This is a genomic window from Psychrobacter sp. Ps1 (genome assembly GCF_022129425.1).
Classification (GTDB): domain Bacteria; phylum Pseudomonadota; class Gammaproteobacteria; order Pseudomonadales; family Moraxellaceae; genus Psychrobacter.
Window position 1 is genome coordinate 21,555 of the sequence record NZ_JADQAN010000025.1, and the last position, 20,464, is coordinate 42,018.

Sequence of the window (20,464 nt, forward strand, 5' to 3'; positions counted from 1 at the left end):
TGTATTTTGCTAACGGACTTAGCAAAATATAATACTTTTTACCTAATAGTCCGTATTTACCACTTCATTTCACCTGTATTTACTTTACTGCCTATTTGTAAATTAGTATCCCCAGATAACGCGGGATAAGCTGCTTCCATGGTAGAAATTACTTTTTCTGACTGCTTGGAGTCTTGCTTTTTTGCCTCATCCATTGCTTTCTCAAAGGTTTTTAGATAACTGAGAGTGAAATCAACAGCATAGTCTTTTTTGAGTAGGTTGCCTGAATAGTGACCTGGTATCACAAGGTTTGGCTTTAATTGCTTCATGTGTTCCAATGATTGCATCCACTCGCTACGAACTTCTTTAGTTTGGGTATCAGCAGTCCACACATGCATACCTGATGTTACCGACACACCGCCGAAAACGGTTTTTGACTCTGGTACCCACATATATGCTTGATGGGTTCCCATCTCTTTGATTTCGATTTTGTGACCTTCTAGGGTCAGTGTAGACTGATCAAGTGTTTGCGGTACTGTGATCTTGGTAGGCGCATGTTTACCAAGGATTGGGCCCCAATGCTTTAATTTTGCATCTTTAGTCGCTTCAATGTGTTTAATAATAGAAGGGCTAGACATAACCTTTACATCAGGGAAGGCTTTGACTAAAGGCTGAAGACCGAAATAGTAATCTGGATCGCCTGCCGTGATATAAATCATTTTTAGGTCTTTATTGCTCTTTTTGATCATATCAACCAATGCCTCACCGTCTTTGACACTAAACTGTGCATCGAACAAGATAGCATCTTTCTCGCCACTTGCCAGCACAGAGGTCACTGGTAAAATAGCATTTTGATCAGGTTTATATGCTTGCAGTTTTAGATCGGCTGCGTTTACTTGGGTTGCGAGCAGTAGCACACTGGCCGCCATAGAAGCTGTCATTAATTTTTTCATAATTCACCTATATTTTCGTTTGAGTAAATAGACCGCGTTAATGGCGGTATTCGTTGTTAGTAGCTATTCTATTCGATTGTATTTCGTTTAAATACGCTATAATTCGGTATTTACTGTTTCAGTTTTCGCGCAAATAAGGATGGAGAGATGGATAGGCTGACCGCGTTGCAGGTGTTTGTTACGATCGTTGAACAAGGTAGCTTAAGCCGTGCCGCGGACAATTTAGACATGTCTAGAGCTAAGGTAACGCGCTATCTGACAGAGCTTGAGAGCTGGATGGATATGCGCTTATTACATCGCACAACTCGAAGTCTGAGCCTCACTGCACCTGGTGAGCAGACTCTTGAGGTGGCGTACCAGTTGCTTGGATTGACTGACTCGTTGGATCAGATACGCAATCAAAATACTTTGGAGCTAAAAGGTCAGCTGCGAATCACTGCCAGCTTTTCGCTGATTGATAGCCTTTTGATGGATGTGGTTGGTCGCTTTGTTTCTCACTGGCCCCGAACAGCAATTGATATTCTTACCACTGATGATTCGGTCAATTTAGTTGATGCCCGTATTGACTTGGCGATTCGTATCACCAATGACTTGGAGCCAAATGTCGTTGCCAGACGTATCGGTGAGTGCCACTCTATCGTATGCGCTGCACCTGAGTATTTACAAAGGCGTGGCAGACCTACAGATGTACAGTCGCTTGTACATCACAACTGTCTATCATTTGCGTATTTTGGACGGTCGGCATGGGTGTTTGACGGGCCAAATGGTCCAGAGTCTGTTCCTATCTCTGGCAATATTAGCGCCAATATCTCTGAAGTCTTGCTCTCTGCCACGTTGCGTGGACATGGGATTAGTTTACAGCCATCTGGCGCAGTCAAATCTTTGATTGCATCTGGACAACTTATTGAGTTATTGCCTGAATGGAAACCCAAAACCTTGGGTGTTTATGTGGTTTATGCCAATCGAAAGCAGGTGACACCACTACAAAGAAAGTTTATTGATTTTCTTGCCGAAGAAATAAAGCGTTCGCCTTATTGGTAGCAAGTAATGGATGGCTCGGAATATTTGTTTATACTATTTTAAAAAAAATAAAGTAGATTAATAAGAAATATTATTAAAAAACGTCAGAAATCTATAGCAGAAACTCAAACGGTCAATAGCAACGTTACAATGATGTTTATTGACCATTTGATAATGTCTAGACTTCGCTATATCCCATATAGGATGGCCAAGCCTGCTTATAGGGTTGTTGTTCTTTTATACAGTTCTTATATCGTTGGGAGCTATCGCTATAAATATTTGAGGATAGTAATGTGCTTATTACTATGTTTGAATTTAGCAAAAGCACGCATTAAAGGATACAGTAAAATGCTCAGTGCAATCGCAATGAACCAAAGTGTACTAACGTCATTTACACCAAAATATTCCCCATGCGTCATACCGAACTGTTGAACAGCAAATACATACAGCAGCTTCAATACATAGAGATGTACGATATAGAAAAACATGGGTACAGAACCGATGACAATAAGGGGTTTTGTCCATGATTTGGTTTCAATCTTTTGGAGCATTACCAATAAAACCAGTCCTATGCCCACATTCCACAATATAAAGAGTAACGATGGCGGATATTTAGTGAGATTCATAAAGCTCATGAAGGTTTCGCTCAGAGTCGGCATCATCAGCCATGCTTGATCGCCGTATACATTGGCCAGTCGCAGTACCACAAATAACGCGATACTCACCATACCAAATGTAAGTAACGTACGGTTTCTCTTTTGCACAGACGTAGAGTCACCGAATACAGATGTACCGATACAGTAGCCCAGTATGATAACGCCAATCCAAGGTAGTACAGGATAAGAGGTTCTAAAACGAATCACCTCACCAAACTCAATCCAGCCGCGTTCATGAAGTATTAGCCACAGTTGATGCATAATAGGAACGTTGGCAAAGGAGACGGTATCTAATAAATTGTGCCCAAATATAATCACCAAGCTGAGTAGCCACAGCCACTTCTTAGGCAGACCAATAACCGCTGAGAGCGCAATCATACTGAAGCCAATCGCCCATATCACTTGGAGGTAAACCACATCAGGTGGAAATTGTGCTGTCCAAGCAAAGTTAATGACAATCAGCTCCAGAAACACCAAAAAAAGCCCGCGTTTGATTAAAAATTCGCGGGTCATTTGAATACTATTGTGCTTGTGTTGATACAAATAAGCAGACAGTCCCGTCAGTAACACAAAAACAGGCGCACATAAATGGGCAATCATTCGGCTGAAAAATAGTGGTTCATCTGTTCCTGGTATCAGCATTGGATCAGGAACTTGATGGTGTAAGTAAAATGTCTCTCGAACATGATCCACCATCATAATGAGCATCACAAGCCCTCGAAGTGCGTCGATCGCTTGTAGCCGTTGAAAAGGTGTCGCCATACAATAGCCTTTGTATAATTAAAATGAAACATTATAACATATCAATTATTAGCTATTATTCATTTAAGTGCGCATTTTCGTAGAGGTACTCACTCATTTGGATATTCATGCTTGTCTTAACCTTTTATGCTGTGTTTGACCTAACGATAGCGTACCGTTGTTAAAACGGCGCGAAATTATCAGGCTGACTGTGCGTAGCAGTCCAACGTTGATTGGCATCAATATGACTATTAAGCCCAACTCCTCGTGGTACTTGCATATTATCACCATACAGCCAAAGCACCATATTGGTACGTTTGCCACTGGTGATTGGATGTGCGGCGTGAGGCACTGAGCCTCTATGAATAATCGCCATACCAGGTTTAAAGATGGCACGTCTGGTTTGCCCTAAATGGCGATCGACAAAGTCAACTTCTGACCCAGTAAAGTCTTCGCCTGGCAAATTTAGGTTAATATTCATAGTCACCGCTGAAGCATCAGTATGAAGTTGTAGCGATGTGTCGCCTGCCGGCTGGTATTGAATAGAGAACCCAAAGGTCTGAGTGTCATAGCCATAAACATTGGCAAATAATAACCGAGCGATAGGACGCATATATTGATTCATGACTTTATGATAAAACGCCTGAAAATTAGGGGTAGCCAGATAGCCTAGCGAGCGCGCATCTAGCATGGCCCCATTACTGTTCAATGCGATACCATAGGGAGGACGTATGGGAATATCAGCGTCTGCGATTGCTTGCAGATAACGGCGCAGCGTTGATAGTTGTGCTGGGTCAAAGAGTTGCCCTTGGTATACGTCAGGTAGTATCTCTTGCCATAAGTTTTTAACAGCCATCTCTGTAGAAGGAGTGCGCCATGCTTGCGTCACTGCATCACGTAGAGTTGGATCAAATAATGAATCATCGAGTACAGGCAAGTCATGCTCAGTGGTTTCCCATTCTGCCCATGCATGCTCCAGTAACTGGCTGTTCTGATGCCAGAAATGCTCTACCGATGGTGCACGTCTAAGCATGTCTGATTTTGAAGGTAGTGGTAAGTTGCGTGCTTGCTGTAGTGTGCTTCGCTGATTATCTCTATCATATTGGCTAGGGTATTGAGTGTCCTGTGTGCTCGTAGGCCGTATTATAGTATCCATCGTGTATCTCCAAATGTGTGAGTAAACCTTATAGGTGCATGCTACTATAATTAATTATTTTGATAATCATCAAGTTTGGAGAAACAGTTTCAAAAATATTTATATAATGATGAGGCTAGCAGTAACAACAACAACAACAACAGCAAGCGATGGCGATTGCTAAGTTAAACGTTAATTGAACGAAGGCAGGACGATGAAAAATTTGCAGGATTTACGTATTTTTATTGAGACCGCTCGCTTAGGTAGCCTATCTGCCTGTGCTCGGCACTTAGATCTGTCGCCTGCAGTTGTGAGTGCAGCGGTCAAGCGATTAGAAGCGGAAATTGAGACGGTATTGTTTGTTCGCTCTACTCGTAGGCTGCGTTTGACTAGCAAGGGTGAGCAATACTTAAAGCATTGCCGAGATGCGGTGGCTATTTTGGACAACGCTTATGCAGGACTACATGACAATGATGCTGAACTGACGGGTACCATTCGGCTGTCGGCATCATCAGATTTGGGTCGAAACTTAATTTTGCCTTGGCTGGATGATTTTATAGACATTCACCCAAAAGTGACGGTGCAGCTACATATGTCAGACAGCTATGTGGACTTGTACGGTCAGCAGATTGATTTGGCACTACGTTACGGCGCACCCAAAGATTCATCACTGGTCGCATTACCTATTGTATTGAATAATCGCCCTATACTGTGTGCGTCAAAGGAGTATTTGAGCAAGATTGATAAGGATATCGGTATCCCAAAAATGCCGGAAGATTTATCGCAGCATAACTGTTTACGTTTGGGGCATGATGAAAAGTATTTGAGCGAGTGGACTTTTGAGAAAGCGGGAAAGACTAAACGTGTGGCCGTGGATGGTAATCGTAGAAGTAAAGACGGTGACGTTGTACGCCGCTGGGCAGTCGCGGGTAAAGGCATCGCATTAAAGTCTCAGTTAGATATAGCCGGCGATTTAAAGGCAGGGAGACTGGTCGAGGTGGAGTTGGACGGCTGGCAAGTGGCCAACTATCCGCTGTATTTGATTTGCCCAGAACGGCGATTAATCGATCCATTGTTTAATGCGGTCAAAGAATACTTGATTGAACGGGTAGAGCAGGTATTAAGGTAAAACGAGAACTAATGATTACCCTGTTTACTCAGACGAGCAAAACAGCAATCCCTAGACAGTAATTGCTGGATGGCCATTATAATTATTGCCATACCTTATCAAGCACTGTAAACCAGTTTTTTGACGTGATCTTTTCAATCAATGGATCAGAAAAATGGCGTTGTTGCATCCGCTCAATCAGCATAGAGATTTGACTGATATCAGATAACTCATCAGGTAGTAGGCAGCCATCGAAATCAGAGCCAAACCCAACGTGATCTTCGCCTAGATGGTCGATCAGATAATCAAGATGGTCGACAATCACATCAAGCGAGGTTTGCGTATTACGTTGTCCATCTGCACGAAGAAACGCCACATCGAAATTCACCCCAACCATACCATCGCTTTGTTTAATAGCAGCCAGCTGTTTATCGGTCAAGTTCCGTGCTTGCTGACAGAGAGCATGCGAATTGGAGTGTGTTGCAACAATAGGCTGGCAGACAATCTCTAGCGTATCCCAAAAAGCGCGTTCATTCATATGCGACACATCGATCAGCATCTGCTTGTTACGACATGACAAAATAAGCGCTTTGCCCTGAGCGGTAAGACCAGATCCTGTATCTGGAGAATGCGGAAAAGACGCATTTAAGCCATCACCGAAGAGGCTCTTTCTATTCCAGAGTGGGCCAATGCTTCTGAGTCCTGCCTCATAAAATACATCTAGCAGATCAGGCTGTATGGCTAAAAACTCAGCACCTTCCAAATGCAATACAATGGCCAGTTGCTTATTCTGCTGACAGGCCTGAATTTGTTCTAACGAGGTACAAATCTGAATCTGACCGTCAGATCTTGCCTCTAGTTGCTGTGCAAGTGCTAACTGCGCACAGCAGATATCGACGATTTCTTGCGGAGTAAAATCTGAATGTGAGGGGTTGGCTAATTTGTCAGGATGGTTGTTTTTCACATAAGCATAGGGCGGCAAGAAAATGGAAAATAATCCGCCCATCCAATTCGCTTCTTTGCAACGTTGTAAGTCCAAATGCCCTGGTAGCGTGCCATAAATAAAATCATGTACCGGATCGGCAGTTGAACTTAGCCAAAGGCGGGTCAACAGATCGTTATGTCCATCAAATATCACAGGCTTAGTATTAGCATTCATATTTCACCTGTTACCATACGAGTAGGAATCAATTTGTCTTTATTCAGCTGTTTGTTACTCAGTGATTTAGAATTCTTTGGATTGCGAAAGCGCAACTCTTTAAAAGGTACAGGCGTCTCGCTGTTGATACGTGCCTCCTCAATCAGGTAGTGATAAGGCGATTTGCCACAGACAGGATCGGCATTTTTGGCATCCCCAGTTAGCATAAACGCTTGGCAACGGCAGCCGCCATAATCGCGCTCTTTATCTGGGCAGCTTTGACAGATGTCGGGCATCCAGTCATCCCCGCGAAACTGATTGAAGCTCGCAGACTCATACCAAATATCTGACAGTGGTGTACGTCGTACATTAGGGAACTGTATTGGCATTTGTCTGGCAGCATGGCAAGGTAGGGCTGTACCGTCTGGGGCCACTGTTAAGAAAATCTTGCCCCAGCCATCCATACAGGGCTTTGGACGTTCTTCATAATAATCAGGCACCACAAAAATAAGTTTGCATTTGATACCACGTTCTTCAATATGCTTACGGTATTCATTGGTAATGCGTTCAGCTCGGACCACTTGCGTTTTGGTTGGTAGTAAACCCTCTATGTTTTCAAATGCCCAGCCATAAAACTGGCAAATAGCCAGCTCAACCGTGTCGGCTTCAAGCTCTAAGCACAGCTCAATAATCTGGTCAATCTGATCGATGTTTTGCCGATGAATGACAAAGTTAAGTACCATCGGATAGTCGTATTGCTTAACCAGACGTGACATCTCATACTTTTGCTCAAAGGCATGTTTTGAACCTGCCAAGGCATTGTTGACCGTTGGATCACTGGCTTGGAAACTAATCTGAATATGCTGAAGACCTGCTTCTTTTAAACGTGCAATCCGAGCCTCAGTAAGCCCCATACCTGACGTGATTAAGTTGGTATAAAAACCTTGGTTATGCGCATAAGCGACCAACTCTTCTAGGTCTTGACGAACCAGTGGCTCGCCGCCAGAAAAACCAAGCTGCACCGCGCCCATTTGCCGCGCCTGATCAAACACATCAAACCATTCCTCTGTCGTCAGCTCCTGCTTATATTGAGCATAATCAATGGGGTTTGAGCAATAAGGGCATTGTAAGGGGCAACGATAGGTCAGCTCTGCAAGTAGCCATAGTGGAAGCCCGACTGGTGCAGTCATACTAAATCAATCCAATGTTCACGCTGGGCAACCAGCATATATTCAATGATGTCTTGCTCGATTTCAGGAATATCGCCAAACATAGCTTGTACCTTTTGGATAATATCAGCAATGGACGCTTTGCCATCAATATGTTGCCCAATGATGCTGGCACTGTCATTGAGCTTAATCATGCCTTCAGGGTAGAGTAAGACATAGGCGTTTTGCGCTGGCTCAAACTGAAAACGATAACCGTGACGCCATACCGGTACGATGGATTGATCCAGCTCAGGTAAACTAGCAGGTATACTCATTTGAACAATCCTTTATGCCAAACATTGTCAGTGGTAACGCTTTGATAAGGGGCTTGATTATGCACATAGGCCAAGCTCAAGGCATCCAAGATTGTCCATAAGATATCGAGCTTAAACTGTAGGATCTCAAGCATACGCTCTTGTTGCTCGGCTGTTTTGAATGAGTCGAGTGTGATGGTCAGACCATGCTCAACATCGCGGCGCGCTTGACTCAAGCGTGAGCGGAAATAGGTATAGCCTTGTTCTTTTATCCAAGGGTAATGCTTGGGCCACGACTCTAAACGCGACTGATGAATCTGCGGGGCAAACAGCTCAGTCAGTGAGCTACTGGCGGCTTCTCGCCATGAGGTACGCCGTGCAAAGTTCACATAAGCATCGACGGCAAAACGCACACCTGGTAGTACCAGCTCTTCAGAAATCACCTGCTCACGAGTCAAACCAACCGCTTCTGCCAGACCTAACCATGCCTCACGTCCACCGCCGTCAGGATACACGCCATCTTGATCAATCATGCGTTGAATCCATTCTTGACGCACGCGCTGATCGGGGCAATTTGCCATAATGGCCGCGTCTTTCAATGGGATATTGATCTGATAATAAAAACGGTTGGCGACCCACGCTTGGATCTGCTGCTGGGTCGCTTTGCCTTCATGCATCATGACATGAAAGGGATGGTAAATATGATAGTACTGACCCTTAGCCATAATCGCTTGTTCAAACGCTTCTGGGCTTAGCGCTGTATTTTCTTCTTGCATTGTTCTCACCTTACGATTGCTGTTTTGCCTTACCGTTTGTATTAAAGCTCAATCTGCATCCCATCAAATGCTACTTCAACACCATGTTGTTTTAATGTCGCAGCCTGTTCAGACTGTTCATTCAATATCGGGTTGGTGTTATTGATATGGATCAGCACCTTACGAGTGTTATCTAACTGATCTAGATAATGCAGCGAGCCGTCTTCACCACTAATATGTAAATGCCCCATGTCTTGACCGGTCTTTGTACCGACGCCGCGTTCTTGCATCTCGTTATCTGTCCATAGCGTACCGTCAATCATCACACAATCAGACGCTTTCATGATTTGCATAACGTCATCGTCAATTTTGCCCAAGCCTGGCGCATAAAAGAGTTGTTTTTGTGTTTTTAAATCTTTTACAATCAGGGCAATATTGTCGCCATCATGCGGGTCATTACGATGCGGAGAGTAGGGCGGTGCAGAGCTTCTAATCACTAAAGGCGTCAATTCTAAATTGTCAAATCCTTCAATCTTAAATGTCTTTTCTGGATCAATCTGATTATATTGCAAACCGCCATTCCAGTGCTTCAACATGTTAAAGAGAGGAAATCCTGTCGTTAGATCTTGATAGACCATGTCAGTACACCAAACAGGCATCGGACAGCCTTCACGCAGGGTCAATAGCCCCGTCGTATGGTCAAGTTGACTGTCCATCAAGACCACATTGGTGATGCCTGTATCTCTCAATTGACGTGCTGGCTGTGCTGCCTTGAACTCAAATAATTGTTGGCGGATATCAGGTGACGCGTTGAATAAGATCCAATCCACACCATTTTCTGATATGGCTATCGAAGATTGGGTACGGGTTTTTGCCTGAATCGTGCCTTGACGGACACCGTGGCAATTATCGCAGTTACAGTTCCACTGCGGGAAACCGCCACCAGCAGCTGAGCCTAAAACGTGAATATACATAAATCAATATTTCCAAAAAAATAAAAGCCCTAATCATCTAGGGCTTTTAATGGATTGAGTGCTAATGAGTTTTAGCGTGCTTCGAAATACATAGTCACTTCGAAACCGATACGAATGTCTTGAAAAGCTGGTTTGGTCCACTGCATGGGATTACTCCGGAACGATCTTACTATTTAAGAAGTAAGATTAATAAAGTGAATGAGTGATAAAGGGTAGTATAAGCTGCCCCCGCTGTCAATTTATTAGATGTTAGTAAAGCGTTAACGAGCATCGATTAAGCAGTCTGTTATAGCATAAATGAAAGCCGATTTATCATACCGAAAAGACAGTATATCGAGCATAAGATTAAAAATACCTTTGAATAGATTGAGCATAAATTATAACTATAAAAAATCTGCTCGAGGGGAGTTAAGCGTATTCGAGAACTTATGAGTTATACACGTATATTGCAAAAACCGAATTTATCTATAAAGTAATAGATTAAATTGATAGATACTGGAGCCTGAAGATGATTGCTGAATTACAAGGCAGTGAGTTAACCAAAGCCATCTTGGAAAATGTCAGCAACTATGTATGGTGTGCTGTCAGCAACGTTAGCGATGATTATGCTGTAGCAACCATAGATAATGGTTACTACGAATTACTGGTTCCTATAGTAGCTTTCGATAACGACCAGTTCGTTTGTGATAAAGGTGATCTATGGAAGTACGCTGTCTCAGTGAAGAGAGTGGCACTTACTCATGATGATGTGGGGCTATAACTCATTATCAGTATAATGACTGTTATACTCTAAATGCAGGTTAGTTTTACAGCCTATGCATGAAAATCTACCATCTGTCTACAACCTCTTGTTCTAGTTGACAATACATCTGTACTATCTATTTATAAGCTCATCTGTCTAGCCACTAATATTTTGCAACGATAGATAAAACAAGTTCGAAGATGCTCAAGTAATTGCTGTTATGAAGCCACTTGTTTAGCTTACTAATCATTGTCATTGAATAGGAGTAACAACATGGATACGGTAATTGTTGGAAGCGAACTAACTCGTTCAATGCTTGAGGACGGTCATCAAAGTATATGGTGTGCTGTAAGTGATGAGAGTGATGAGAATGCTCTAAAAGATCAGGTAGGTAATGACTTCACATCTCGCATTGTGGCTTTTGAAGATGGCCAGTTCTACTGTACGGGCGGTATGCCTTGGAAGTATGCAGTGCCAATTGAAATAATTGCATTGACGCGATATGACTTTTCTCTTTAGTGAACAACATAACTTAGATAAGTTTGGATAGTCATCGCCGAAAGTAAATCCTAATATTAAGATATTTAGTTAGATAAAATGCGCGACTGACAAGGCCATTCAAGCGATGCAATATACAGCTTGAATGGCCTTTTGTGTTTTAGAGCCAGTTTGAAAGCGGTTTTTTATTTCAAAAAATCAGGCTGCATAAAGGCTGGGTTTGGATAAGTGTAGAAACCTTCACCAGTCGCGAATCCTAGTTTGTTTTGATCGATTAATTGCTCTTTTAAATATTGAGCAGCCTTGAACCTCACAGGATTTTGAGTTTTTTCAGCAGATAGTTTTGTGATGTTGTAGGCAGTGTTGATACCGATAGTGTCCAATATGGCAAAGGGACCTGACGGCGCGCCAGTTACTATCATCCACGTTTTATCTATCGTATGTGGATCGGCAACCTCTTTTGCAACCAATTGCAAAGCTGCATCTATAAAAGGCGCTAACAAACCGTTCATGATATAGCCGGGTTGCTCTTTATCCAGAGGCATTGCCACCATGCCGATGGCAGTAGCAAAAGCAACAACCTCATCAAATACTTTAGGATCTGTGCCAGGATGCCCCATGATTTCGGCGACATTATGCATCCAAATTTTATTGGCAAAGTGTAGCGCTAAAAACTGCGCAGGTCGTCCCGTTGACTCTGCAAACTGACTAGGAAGTAAGGTAGAGGTATTGGTGGCAAAGATGGTTTTCTCTGGCGCTAATTTGGCAAGTTTTTCATAAAATTCGATTTTAATTTCAGGAATTTCGGGAATGGCTTCAATCATTAGGTCAGCATCTTTGACTGCTTCTGCTAAGTCTGAGGTGTAGCTAAGGTTATCAAAAGCTTTATCCAACTGCTCTTGAGTTGCTCTCAAATCCTTTCGAAAAGCCTTGCACATCAATTGAAATTTTGACTTTGCTTTTTCTAAAACCTCATCATTGATGTCATAGACACTGACATTGAAGCCATGAAATGCGGCTTGAAAAGCAATTTGGTAGCCTAGGATGCCGCTTCCCGCGACAGTTACATTTTTATACGTCATTGTATTTATTTCCTAATAGTAGTGGATATAAGTTGCTAGATAAATGTCTAGAACTTATAGATCTATTATTAGATGGTTTTTCTTAATTATTCAACCTTCATTTTTATAAAAACATTAAAGAGAACCCAAAAATATCGCTATGCAGGTATCAGATAATTTCACATCACTTGACTTCTTATATTGTATATTAATTCAATAATTTAATGATTATATTGCTAACTTCACACCTAATGATTTTATGATAATTGAAGGCTAATTTCATATCAGAACGACATTTTTAATGACTGTTGATGTCAAAATCTTGTCGACGAGGTTGTAAAGGAGAACGTAAGCAGTGATGTACGATGAAAATCGTATTTAACGCATTCAATATACAAGGAAGGCTATTGTCCCTACTATTATTCTTACGTATAAATCCGTTACCAAATTCGAAGGTTTACATTTGTATCACGCGCCATTTTCCAACTGTGCCATGCGCGTAAGGATGGATTGCATTAGCGGAGAAGTAGCTAGAGTGGACAAGCCATCTTATTGATCTATCTGAAGGTTATGAGCAGTAGTAAGCCTGTTTTTGATGTAATGATTCTCGCAGATGCGCTACAAGCAGTTTCAACTTTTGGTCCGGTTGCCGTGCCTTGGGGTAAACCGCATACATACCCATTTTCTTTCGTGTAAAGCGTTGCAAAATCTGAGTGAGCGTATTTTGCTGCATTTCTTCATAAACAAGTGCTTGTGGTAAAAAGGCGATACCTAGGTCGCTGAGAGTCGCTTGTTTAATCGCATTAAGATGATTGCTATGAAACCGACCCTGTACAGGAAGCAGTTGCTCCGTGCCATCTATATATAGCGGCCATATACCATTCGCCGTATGATCAAACTTATAGACCAAACACTCATGACTCCGTAATTGTTCAGGGGTTTGAGGTGTACCGTGTCGCTCTAAATAGTCTGGTGTTGCACATATGACCCATTGGCTATCTATAAGGCGTCTTGCAATGAGTGATGAGTCTTCAAGCTCTGCTGTCCTTATCGCCAGATCAAATCCTTCTTCTATCAAATCAACCAATCGATTGGTAATCTGTAAATCTACTGATATTTCTGGGTGTTGTTTACAGAATTCGGCAATAGATTCGCTCAATATTAGATTCGCAGAGACCGCTGGCATGGTTATACGTATGTTGCCTTTCATGTCCTCACCATAGCCTGTTACGGCATTTTCAGCTTCCTGAAAGGCAAATTTAGCGATTTTAGCTTTGTCATAAAGCGTCCTTCCTGCATCGGTTAAGCTTAACTTTCTGGTTGTCCTATACAGTAGCTGTGCATTTAAGCTCTCTTCTAATCTTACAATACGTTTGCTTACCACTGAATTCGTTAATGACAGCTTTTCAGCGACCCGAGAAAATGACCCTTCATCAACCACTTGGACGAATAAAACCATATCGTCAGCTTTGCCCATACTTGTTCCCCAATTGGTGTAATACGTTTTAGATTATAGCAAAAAAAGAAAATAACATTATCCTTTGATGCAATATATCAATGTATCGACAAGGCGTAGAATATTTTAGGGAATTTTGAGGATTTGTTTATTTAACCATTCTATTAATCATGTCACTGACAGAGATTGTCTTCGGCTTCGTCTGACCGACAGCGTGAAGTTATAAAAACAAATGCTTAAATGAAGTTGTTCAAGGAAGATTACACGATAAAAAAAGGACTATGATTTTGAATCAAACAATATATGGACTGTTGGCATTACTGCCAATCGTTCTCTGTGGTATTTTTTTGATAGGCTTGCAATGGTCAGCCAAAAGAACCATGCCAATCGTTCTGGCGGTTACTGCCGCGCTTGCCCTCTTTGTATGGGATATGACGCTTAATCGCGTGTCTTCATCGATCATTCAAGGGATGGTCATTACCGTCTCAGTATTGTGGATCGTATTTGGGGCTATTTTTTTACTGAATACGTTGAAGCATACTGGTGCCATTGCTGTTATCCGTGCTGGGTTTACCAATGTATCGCCAGATAGGCGGGTGCAAGCCATCATTATTGCATGGTGCTTTGGCTGCTTTCTTGAGGGAGCGGCTGGTTTTGGTACAGCGGCCGCTATTGCCGCGCCTTTACTCGTCGCAATAGGATTTCCAGCGCTGGGTGCTGTGTTGATGGGAATGATGATCCAAAGTACGCCTGTATCGTTTGGGGCAGTCGGTACGCCTATCGTTATTGGAGTAAACAAGGGGTTAGATACAGTAGCCATTAGCGCCCAACTGGCACAACAAGGACTAGAGTGGGGCGATTTTTTACAACTGATCACCAGCCAAGTAGCCATTATGCACGGTGTTATTGGTACATTTATGCCACTTTTTATGGTGATGATGCTCACACGTTTCTTTGGGAAAAATAAAAGCTGGAGAGAAGGCTTCGCTATTTGGCCATTTGCTATTTTTGCGGGTTTGGCATTCACAGTCCCTTATACCCTAACAGGTATTTTTTTAGGGCCAGAGTTTCCATCATTGGTCGGCGGTTTGGTCAGTATCACTATCGTTGTTAATGCGGCAAAACGTGGATTTTTAGTACCAAAAACCACATGGGATTTTGAACCGAAAAAAAGCTGGCCAAGTGAATGGCTTGGTAAGCTAGTGGTCAGCAAAGAAGACATCACTCCTGCGTTGAGTGATAAAAAGATGTCCACGGTCATGGCGTGGTTTCCTTATCTATTAGTTGCCCTTTTATTGGTGTGTTCTAGAGTATTAACAGGCTTTCAGTCTTTGCTGAACAGTGCGACAGTAGACCTAACCTCGATTTTAAGTGAGGCAGATATCAGTGCTAGCTTTAGTCCTTTATACTTACCAGGCGGCTTGTTATTAATCAGCGCCTTGGTTGCCGCAGCTTTTCAAACGAACAAACCTGCCAGTGCACTAAACAATGCCTTTAAAGAATCAGGCAAGACTGTACTAGGGGCTGGGTTTGTTCTTATTTTTACGATTCCAATGGTTAGGATTTTTATTAATTCAGGCGTAAACTTATCAGATGTGGCGAGTATGCCTGTCGCCAGTGCAGAGTTGTTTGCGGGTACTTTTGGCAGTGTTTTCCCCTTAATTAGTGCAACCATTGGTGCGTTAGGTGCCTTTATCGCGGGCTCCAATACCGTATCTAACATGATGTTCAGTCAGTTCCAATACGAAGCCGCCATGAGCTTACATATTTCACCTTCTCTAATCATCGCGGCTCAAGCAGTTGGTGCCGCTGCTGGTAATATGATTGCAGTACATAATGTGGTGGCTGCATCGGCAACGGTAGGCCTACTCGGTATGGAGGGCGCCACACTTAGACGTACTATTTTACCTACCATCTATTATGTGTTGTTCTGCGGGATTATCGTCATGGCTGCCATTTACCTCTTTGGTTTTCAAGGGCCTTTAGCATTATGAGTGACACACAATCACCAAATAAAGAGCGTCATATGCCGTCATTAAATAGAGCTTCATCAAACCTTTTCTCATCAAATATAGCGCATCAAGACCAAGACACACTCCGTCCTGAGCAAGTGTTAGATAAACTAACCCATTTACTGGGAGCTAGCAATGTACAGGCTGATCCAGAAAAAAACGAACACTATAGAATGGGGTGGCGTTCTGGCGGCGGCAATGCTTTGGCTGTTTTGTTTCCACAAACACTGCTGGAGATTTGGCGTAGTCTAGAAATATGTGTGGAAGGCGACTGCATTATTATCATGCAAGCAGCAAAAACAGGGCTGACGGAAGGCTCAACCCCGAGCGGTAATGATTACGATAGACCAGTGGTTGTGATCAATACCCTTGCAATGAATCAGTTGTATTTGGTGAATGATAACGAGCAAGTGATTAGCTTACCTGGCGCCACGTTGCACCAATTGCAAAGTCAGCTTAAAGCCGTAAATAGAGCGCCTCACTCGGTCATCGGTTCATCGACGTTGGGTGCGTCAATTATTGGCGGTGTTTCTAACAATTCAGGTGGGGCACTGGTGAAAAGAGGTCCTGCTTATACCGAGCTGGCATTGTTTGCCCAAATAGACAAGCACGGTCAGCTAGTGCTGGTTAATCACCTAGACGTAGAGTTAGGAGATACCCCAGAAGAAATACTTACTAACTTACAAACAGGTAATTTTGATAAAAGAGCATTACCTGACACTGGTAAGATGGCATCTGACAAAGAATATATCGCCAGAGTAAAAGACGTTGATGCGAGCACACCAAGTCGTTTTAATGCAGATAAGCGAAGACTGTATGAAGCAAGCGGCTGTGCTGGCAAGCTGGCGGTATTTGCAGTACGTCTTGACACTTATCCAACGGCTGTAAAAGAGAAAACCTTTTATATAGGCACCAACAGTGTGAGTGAGCTTGCACAGTTGCGACGGCAGTTACTGTCAAATTTCGAAAATATTCCTGAAGTTGGTGAGTATATGCATCGTGATATATTTGATGTATCTGCTAAATATGGCAAGGATACGTTCCTAAGTATTAAGCATCTCGGTACCAATGCTTTACCTCGACTATTTTCTATCAAAGGCGCTATGGACGCAAAGTTCCATAAATGGTCATGGATGCCAAAGCATTTCACTGACAAAGTCATGCAGTTCATCGCCAATATATTTCCAAAGCATTTACCGAAGCGAATGCTAGAGTATCGCGACCAATATGAACATCATCTCATCTTAAAAATGAGTGATGACGGCATAGCAGAAGCACAGGATTTTCTGAAGGTGTTTTTCGACGCTTCAAATACGGGTAACTATTTTGAATGTAGTCAAGAAGAATCGGAAAGCGCTTTTTTACATCGCTTTGCCGCTGCAGGTGCTGCATTACGTTATGAAGTGATACATGAAAAAGACGTCGGCGACATATTGGCATTGGATATTGCCATACCACGTAACGAATTAGAATGGCTCGAAACGTTACCTAAAGAAATTGAACAACGCTTAGAGAAGAAGCTGTATTACGGGCACTTCTTTTGTTATGTATTTCATCAAGATTATATTTTGAAGAAGGGTAGTGATGCACATCTTGTTAAAAAAATGATGTTAGAGCTACTGAGCGCACGCGGAGCCAAATATCCTGCTGAGCATAATGTCGGACACCTATACGAAGCGGAACCTGATTTGCAGAACTTTTATAAAAGTCTAGACCCAACCAATACCTTTAATCCGGGTATTGGTAAAATGTCGAAAACCAAACGCAATTGCTCGTGCTGTTTATAACTGAATTCTATAACTGATATTTAAAACTGGCCATGGGCTGATTATTTATCAGTTGCTAAGTAGCTAAATAGTTCAGTGTTTGTCTATTATAAATGTTCAATACATCCTCAGAAGCACTGCCGATTGGTAGTGCTTTTTGATTATTTCTCGGTAAATGTATCAGTGACCTCGAGTTCAGAAGCACATTTATTCAAAATGATTTTGTTATCTATTGTTAAATACCAGTCGATGCTATGTATAATGCAGCACTAGCATAGCTTTCACTCAGTATGGCTTTCACTCATATGCCTTTAATAAGAAGATTACATTATGTCAAACAAGCGTCCTTTATATATTCCTGTTGCTGGACCCGCTCTTTTAGAGACACCTTTACTGAATAAAGGTAGTGCTTTTTCATCAGAAGAACGTAGTAGCTTTAATTTAACGGGGCTATTACCTCATAATATTGAAACGATTGAGGAGCAATCATTACGTGCTTATCATCAACTAAGCTCATTCACTGATGCGATGGATAAGCATATTTACTTGCGTAACATCCAAGATACCAATGAAACCTTATTTCATCATCTAATTGAGCAGCATATCGAAGAAGTCATGCCGCTCATTTATACTCCAACCGTTGGTCAGGCGTGTGAAAAGTTCTCGCAAATCTATCGTCGTAAACGGGGTTTGTTTATCTCATATCCTGAGCGTCACAAAATCGACGATATGCTACAAAATGCCACCAAACAAAACGTCAAAGTGATCGTTGTTACTGACGGTGAACGTATCTTGGGCCTAGGGGATCAGGGTATTGGTGGTATGGGTATTCCAATCGGTAAGTTGTCTTTATATACGGCTTGTGGTGGTATTAGCCCAGCCTACTGTCTACCTATTTTGCTGGATGTCGGCACCAACAACCAACAGTTGCTTGATGATCCTATGTATATGGGCTGGAGAAATCCGCGCATCTCTGGCGATGAATATAATGAATTTGTGGACTTATTTATTCAGGCCGTTAAGCGCCGTTGGCCAGAAGTGTTATTACAGTTTGAAGATTTTGCTCAGGAAAACGCGACACCATTATTGAATAAATATCGTGATCAGCTATGCTGCTTTAATGATGATATTCAAGGGACTGCTGCGGTATCGGTTGGTACTCTGATTGCAGCGTGTCTAAATAAAGGTCAAAAACTTAGCCAACAGAATATCGCATTTTTAGGCGCAGGATCTGCAGGTTGCGGTATTGCTGAGCATATTATTCGCCAAATGCAACGTGAAGGATTGACTGAAGAGCAAGCTCGTAGTCAAGTGTTCATGGTTGATCGTTATGGCCTGCTAACAGATGGCATGACAGAGCTGCAAAAATTCCAAGAACCATTAGTACAAAAAGAATCAGCTATTGCAAGCTGGGATAAAAGTAAGAAACTCGGCTTAGCGCAAGTGGTTAAACAAGCAAAAATCACCGTATTATTTGGTGTTAGCGGACAAAAAGGTCTGTTCACCCAAGAAGTGATCGAGTCGCTATGTGCTAATACTGAGCACCCAATTGTACTACCACTTTCAAATCCAACGTCTCGTGTGGAAGCAACGCCGCAAGAAGTCATGAATTGGAGTAAAGGTAAGGCAATTGTTGCGACGGGTAGTCCGTTTCCTCATACCACTTATAACGGTCAGTCTTTTGAGGTTTCTCAGTGTAATAACAGCTATATTTTCCCTGGCATTGGTCTAGGTGTTTTAGCAGCACGTGCGACAGGTATCAGCGATAATATGCTAACGGCAGCAAGCCAAGCCCTTGCAGATATATCCATGGAATACGAAAAAGCACCTGGTGCCATCCTACCGCCGATCAAAGTTATCAGAGAGATCAGTGAAAAAATAGCGTATGCAGTGGCATTACAAGCAGCTCAAGATAAGCTAGCACTACCTATCACATCGGAGAATTTACAACGCCGATTAAAAGCGAACTTTTGGTTACCTGAATATCGTAACTATCGCCGGACTTCTTTCTAAGTTAGAAATTAGATAGTTAGCTATTATCAATATTGCAAACACCATAAAAAATCACCTTAACTTGAACAGTTAGGGTGATTTTTTTATCTATGCATTAATATAAAACTATAAGGTCTGTATGGTCGCTTGTTTTGATGGTGAGTTAGTCAACGCCTAGATAATTTCAGATATTTTAAAGGTATTCTAAGAGGTGTGACCCCTGCCGTCAATCCCGTAGAATTAAACTTGGGAGATTTTAGTTACGCAGCTTGACGATAATAATCAAACCACACCTGTCTTGGCGATTGATAGCCCAAACCCTTTTGAATCCTCGTCTGATTGTAGTACAGCTCGATATAACTGATAATATCATTGATGGCTGTGAACCTTGTTTTATAGTCTTGATGATATACCAACTCATTCTTTAATACGCCCCAGAAGCTTTCTATCGGAGCGTTATCGAAACAGTTGCCTTTGCCGCTCATTGAGCCTATGAATTGATGCTGCTTAATGGTCTTGTGGTAGGCGTGACTGCAATACTGGCTGCCTCTATCAGAATGCACAATTAGTGGTAATTCTATACCTGATTTCTTAACTAAACCATTTTATGTTTTACTTTCTTTTCAATAGAGTACATCACTCTATTTCAGTTATACTGCACAAGTGTTAATATATAAAAAATTGTGAAAATATGTATACTTTTGAGGTTATTTAGCGTGAATATAATTTTTAGTAGTCCTTACAGGGTTCTTGGTCTAGTTAGTCCAGTAACAAGTAAAGAATTAGCAAAAAGAACAAATGATTTGGAAACCTTTCTTGAGTTTGGGCAAGCTAAAAACTATGCATTAGATATGAGTAACTCATTACCCTTGACTAGAACCTTAGATGCAGTCAAAGATGCTGCTCGTTATCTTGAAACTGACGGTGATAAACTATTATATTAGACCTCTTGCAAAAGTAGTTATAAGACACAACGTATATTATTGAACGCTACTTACTTAATAGATATGCCAAAC

At 42.1% G+C, this 20,464-nt stretch carries 19 protein-coding genes and 1 pseudogene; 8 read left to right on the forward strand and 12 right to left on the reverse strand.

All coding sequences use genetic code 11. The features are described from left to right. Positions 1-56 precede the first annotated feature (56 nt). Positions 57-932, reverse strand: a complete 876-nt coding sequence (locus tag I3249_RS11645) for an MBL fold metallo-hydrolase (protein ID WP_238070076.1) — start codon at positions 930-932, stop codon at positions 57-59. Positions 933-1,079: 147 nt separating this feature from the next. Here I3249_RS11645 and I3249_RS11650 point away from each other — a divergent pair, with 147 nt between their 5' ends. After that, complete coding sequence (locus I3249_RS11650) at positions 1,080-1,973, forward strand: LysR family transcriptional regulator (protein WP_238070077.1); 894 nt, start codon at positions 1,080-1,082, stop codon at positions 1,971-1,973. Positions 1,974-2,221: 248 nt separating this feature from the next. Here I3249_RS11650 and I3249_RS11655 read toward each other — a convergent pair whose 3' ends face one another. Next, entirely contained in the window at positions 2,222-3,370 is a 1,149-nt protein-coding gene (locus I3249_RS11655; RefSeq protein WP_238070078.1) for a heparan-alpha-glucosaminide N-acetyltransferase domain-containing protein, read from the reverse strand. Between the two features lie 160 nt (positions 3,371-3,530). Next, entirely contained in the window at positions 3,531-4,505 is a 975-nt protein-coding gene (locus I3249_RS11660; RefSeq protein ID WP_238070079.1) for a hypothetical protein, read from the reverse strand. Between the two features lie 193 nt (positions 4,506-4,698). On the opposite strand from I3249_RS11660, the gene I3249_RS11665 reads away from it, so the two are divergent. Next, positions 4,699-5,613 carry a LysR family transcriptional regulator gene (locus I3249_RS11665; RefSeq protein ID WP_238070080.1) on the forward strand — a complete coding sequence of 305 codons (915 nt, stop codon included), beginning with the start codon at positions 4,699-4,701 and terminating at the stop codon, positions 5,611-5,613. Positions 5,614-5,695: 82 nt separating this feature from the next. Here the strand turns inward: I3249_RS11665 and I3249_RS11670 are convergent, their stop codons facing one another. From I3249_RS11670 to pqqA, 6 genes are all read right to left on the reverse strand, one after another. Beyond that, the gene (locus tag I3249_RS11670) at positions 5,696-6,751 is read right to left on the reverse strand and encodes a dipeptidase (protein ID WP_238070081.1); all 1,056 of its coding nucleotides are present in this window, start codon (positions 6,749-6,751) and stop codon (positions 5,696-5,698) included. After that, positions 6,748-7,920, reverse strand: a complete 1,173-nt coding sequence (gene pqqE, locus I3249_RS11675; protein WP_238070082.1) for a pyrroloquinoline quinone biosynthesis protein PqqE — start codon at positions 7,918-7,920, stop codon at positions 6,748-6,750. The genes I3249_RS11670 and pqqE overlap by 4 nt, the downstream gene beginning before the upstream one ends. Next, the gene (gene pqqD, locus I3249_RS11680; RefSeq protein WP_165597539.1) at positions 7,917-8,213 is read right to left on the reverse strand and encodes a pyrroloquinoline quinone biosynthesis peptide chaperone PqqD; all 297 of its coding nucleotides are present in this window, start codon (positions 8,211-8,213) and stop codon (positions 7,917-7,919) included. The genes pqqE and pqqD overlap by 4 nt, the downstream gene beginning before the upstream one ends. Next, positions 8,210-8,968, reverse strand: a complete 759-nt coding sequence (gene pqqC / locus I3249_RS11685; protein ID WP_238070083.1) for a pyrroloquinoline-quinone synthase PqqC — start codon at positions 8,966-8,968, stop codon at positions 8,210-8,212. Before pqqC ends, pqqD begins: the two co-directional genes overlap by 4 nt. A gap of 41 nt (positions 8,969-9,009) precedes the next feature. Next, positions 9,010-9,921: a pyrroloquinoline quinone biosynthesis protein PqqB gene (pqqB, locus tag I3249_RS11690; RefSeq protein WP_238070084.1), complete on the reverse strand. Its 912-nt coding sequence runs from the start codon at positions 9,919-9,921 to the stop codon at positions 9,010-9,012. A 71-nt stretch (positions 9,922-9,992) separates the two neighbouring features. Continuing rightward, positions 9,993-10,067 (reverse strand): pyrroloquinoline quinone precursor peptide PqqA, encoded by a 75-nt coding sequence (gene pqqA, locus I3249_RS11695; protein ID WP_082894360.1) that lies wholly within the window; start codon positions 10,065-10,067, stop codon positions 9,993-9,995. Between the two features lie 362 nt (positions 10,068-10,429). On the opposite strand from pqqA, the gene I3249_RS11700 reads away from it, so the two are divergent. Together I3249_RS11700 and I3249_RS11705 are read left to right on the forward strand one after the other, a co-directional pair. Next, positions 10,430-10,681 carry a hypothetical protein gene (locus tag I3249_RS11700; protein ID WP_238070085.1) on the forward strand — a complete coding sequence of 84 codons (252 nt, stop codon included), beginning with the start codon at positions 10,430-10,432 and terminating at the stop codon, positions 10,679-10,681. A 255-nt stretch (positions 10,682-10,936) separates the two neighbouring features. Further along, entirely contained in the window at positions 10,937-11,182 is a 246-nt protein-coding gene (locus I3249_RS11705) for a hypothetical protein (RefSeq protein WP_238070086.1), read from the forward strand. A gap of 164 nt (positions 11,183-11,346) precedes the next feature. Here I3249_RS11705 and I3249_RS11710 read toward each other — a convergent pair whose 3' ends face one another. Together I3249_RS11710 and I3249_RS11715 are read right to left on the reverse strand one after the other, a co-directional pair. Beyond that, a complete protein-coding gene (locus I3249_RS11710; protein WP_238070087.1) occupies positions 11,347-12,243 on the reverse strand; it encodes a 3-hydroxyacyl-CoA dehydrogenase in 897 nt (298 codons plus the stop codon). Between the two features lie 547 nt (positions 12,244-12,790). Then, the gene (locus I3249_RS11715) at positions 12,791-13,681 is read right to left on the reverse strand and encodes a LysR family transcriptional regulator (protein WP_238070088.1); all 891 of its coding nucleotides are present in this window, start codon (positions 13,679-13,681) and stop codon (positions 12,791-12,793) included. A gap of 284 nt (positions 13,682-13,965) precedes the next feature. On the opposite strand from I3249_RS11715, the gene I3249_RS11720 reads away from it, so the two are divergent. The 3 genes from I3249_RS11720 (at position 13,966) to I3249_RS11730 (ending at position 19,469) form a co-directional block, all read left to right on the forward strand. Next, positions 13,966-15,672 (forward strand): L-lactate permease, encoded by a 1,707-nt coding sequence (locus I3249_RS11720; RefSeq protein WP_238070089.1) that lies wholly within the window; start codon positions 13,966-13,968, stop codon positions 15,670-15,672. Further along, positions 15,669-17,477, forward strand: a complete 1,809-nt coding sequence (gene dld, locus I3249_RS11725; protein WP_238070090.1) for a D-lactate dehydrogenase — start codon at positions 15,669-15,671, stop codon at positions 17,475-17,477. The genes I3249_RS11720 and dld overlap by 4 nt, the downstream gene beginning before the upstream one ends. A 309-nt stretch (positions 17,478-17,786) precedes the next feature. Beyond that, the gene (locus I3249_RS11730) at positions 17,787-19,469 is read left to right on the forward strand and encodes an NAD-dependent malic enzyme (RefSeq protein WP_101205849.1); all 1,683 of its coding nucleotides are present in this window, start codon (positions 17,787-17,789) and stop codon (positions 19,467-19,469) included. 239 nt (positions 19,470-19,708) lie between these two features. Here the strand turns inward: I3249_RS11730 and I3249_RS11735 are convergent. Further along, a pseudogene (locus I3249_RS11735) lies at positions 19,709-20,017 on the reverse strand (IS3 family transposase); the annotation flags it as partial. Positions 20,018-20,164: 147 nt separating this feature from the next. Between I3249_RS11735 and I3249_RS11740 the strand changes: the two are divergent. Beyond that, entirely contained in the window at positions 20,165-20,392 is a 228-nt protein-coding gene (locus I3249_RS11740) for a hypothetical protein (RefSeq protein WP_238070091.1), read from the forward strand. The last annotated feature ends 72 nt before the right edge of the window (positions 20,393-20,464 follow it).

Excerpts from the sequence above, each read along its gene's own strand:
- I3249_RS11670 (WP_238070081.1), bottom strand. The coding sequence starts at position 6,751 with ATGAATGCTAATACTAAGCCTGTGATATTTGATGGACATAACGATCTG.
- I3249_RS11655 (WP_238070078.1), bottom strand. The coding sequence starts at position 3,370 with ATGGCGACACCTTTTCAACGGCTACAAGCGATCGACGCACTTCGAGGG.
- dld (WP_238070090.1), top strand. The coding sequence starts at position 15,669 with ATGAGTGACACACAATCACCAAATAAAGAGCGTCATATGCCGTCATTA.
- I3249_RS11730 (WP_101205849.1), top strand. The coding sequence starts at position 17,787 with ATGTCAAACAAGCGTCCTTTATATATTCCTGTTGCTGGACCCGCTCTT.
- I3249_RS11705 (WP_238070086.1), top strand. The coding sequence starts at position 10,937 with ATGGATACGGTAATTGTTGGAAGCGAACTAACTCGTTCAATGCTTGAG.
- I3249_RS11710 (WP_238070087.1), bottom strand. The coding sequence starts at position 12,243 with ATGACGTATAAAAATGTAACTGTCGCGGGAAGCGGCATCCTAGGCTAC.
- pqqD (WP_165597539.1), bottom strand. The coding sequence starts at position 8,213 with ATGAGTATACCTGCTAGTTTACCTGAGCTGGATCAATCCATCGTACCG.
- I3249_RS11700 (WP_238070085.1), top strand. The coding sequence starts at position 10,430 with ATGATTGCTGAATTACAAGGCAGTGAGTTAACCAAAGCCATCTTGGAA.
- I3249_RS11715 (WP_238070088.1), bottom strand. The coding sequence starts at position 13,681 with ATGGTTTTATTCGTCCAAGTGGTTGATGAAGGGTCATTTTCTCGGGTC.
- pqqB (WP_238070084.1), bottom strand. The coding sequence starts at position 9,921 with ATGTATATTCACGTTTTAGGCTCAGCTGCTGGTGGCGGTTTCCCGCAG.
- pqqE (WP_238070082.1), bottom strand. The coding sequence starts at position 7,920 with ATGACTGCACCAGTCGGGCTTCCACTATGGCTACTTGCAGAGCTGACC.
- pqqC (WP_238070083.1), bottom strand. The coding sequence starts at position 8,968 with ATGCAAGAAGAAAATACAGCGCTAAGCCCAGAAGCGTTTGAACAAGCG.
- I3249_RS11665 (WP_238070080.1), top strand. The coding sequence starts at position 4,699 with ATGAAAAATTTGCAGGATTTACGTATTTTTATTGAGACCGCTCGCTTA.
- I3249_RS11645 (WP_238070076.1), bottom strand. The coding sequence starts at position 932 with ATGAAAAAATTAATGACAGCTTCTATGGCGGCCAGTGTGCTACTGCTC.
- I3249_RS11650 (WP_238070077.1), top strand. The coding sequence starts at position 1,080 with ATGGATAGGCTGACCGCGTTGCAGGTGTTTGTTACGATCGTTGAACAA.
- I3249_RS11660 (WP_238070079.1), bottom strand. The coding sequence starts at position 4,505 with ATGGATACTATAATACGGCCTACGAGCACACAGGACACTCAATACCCT.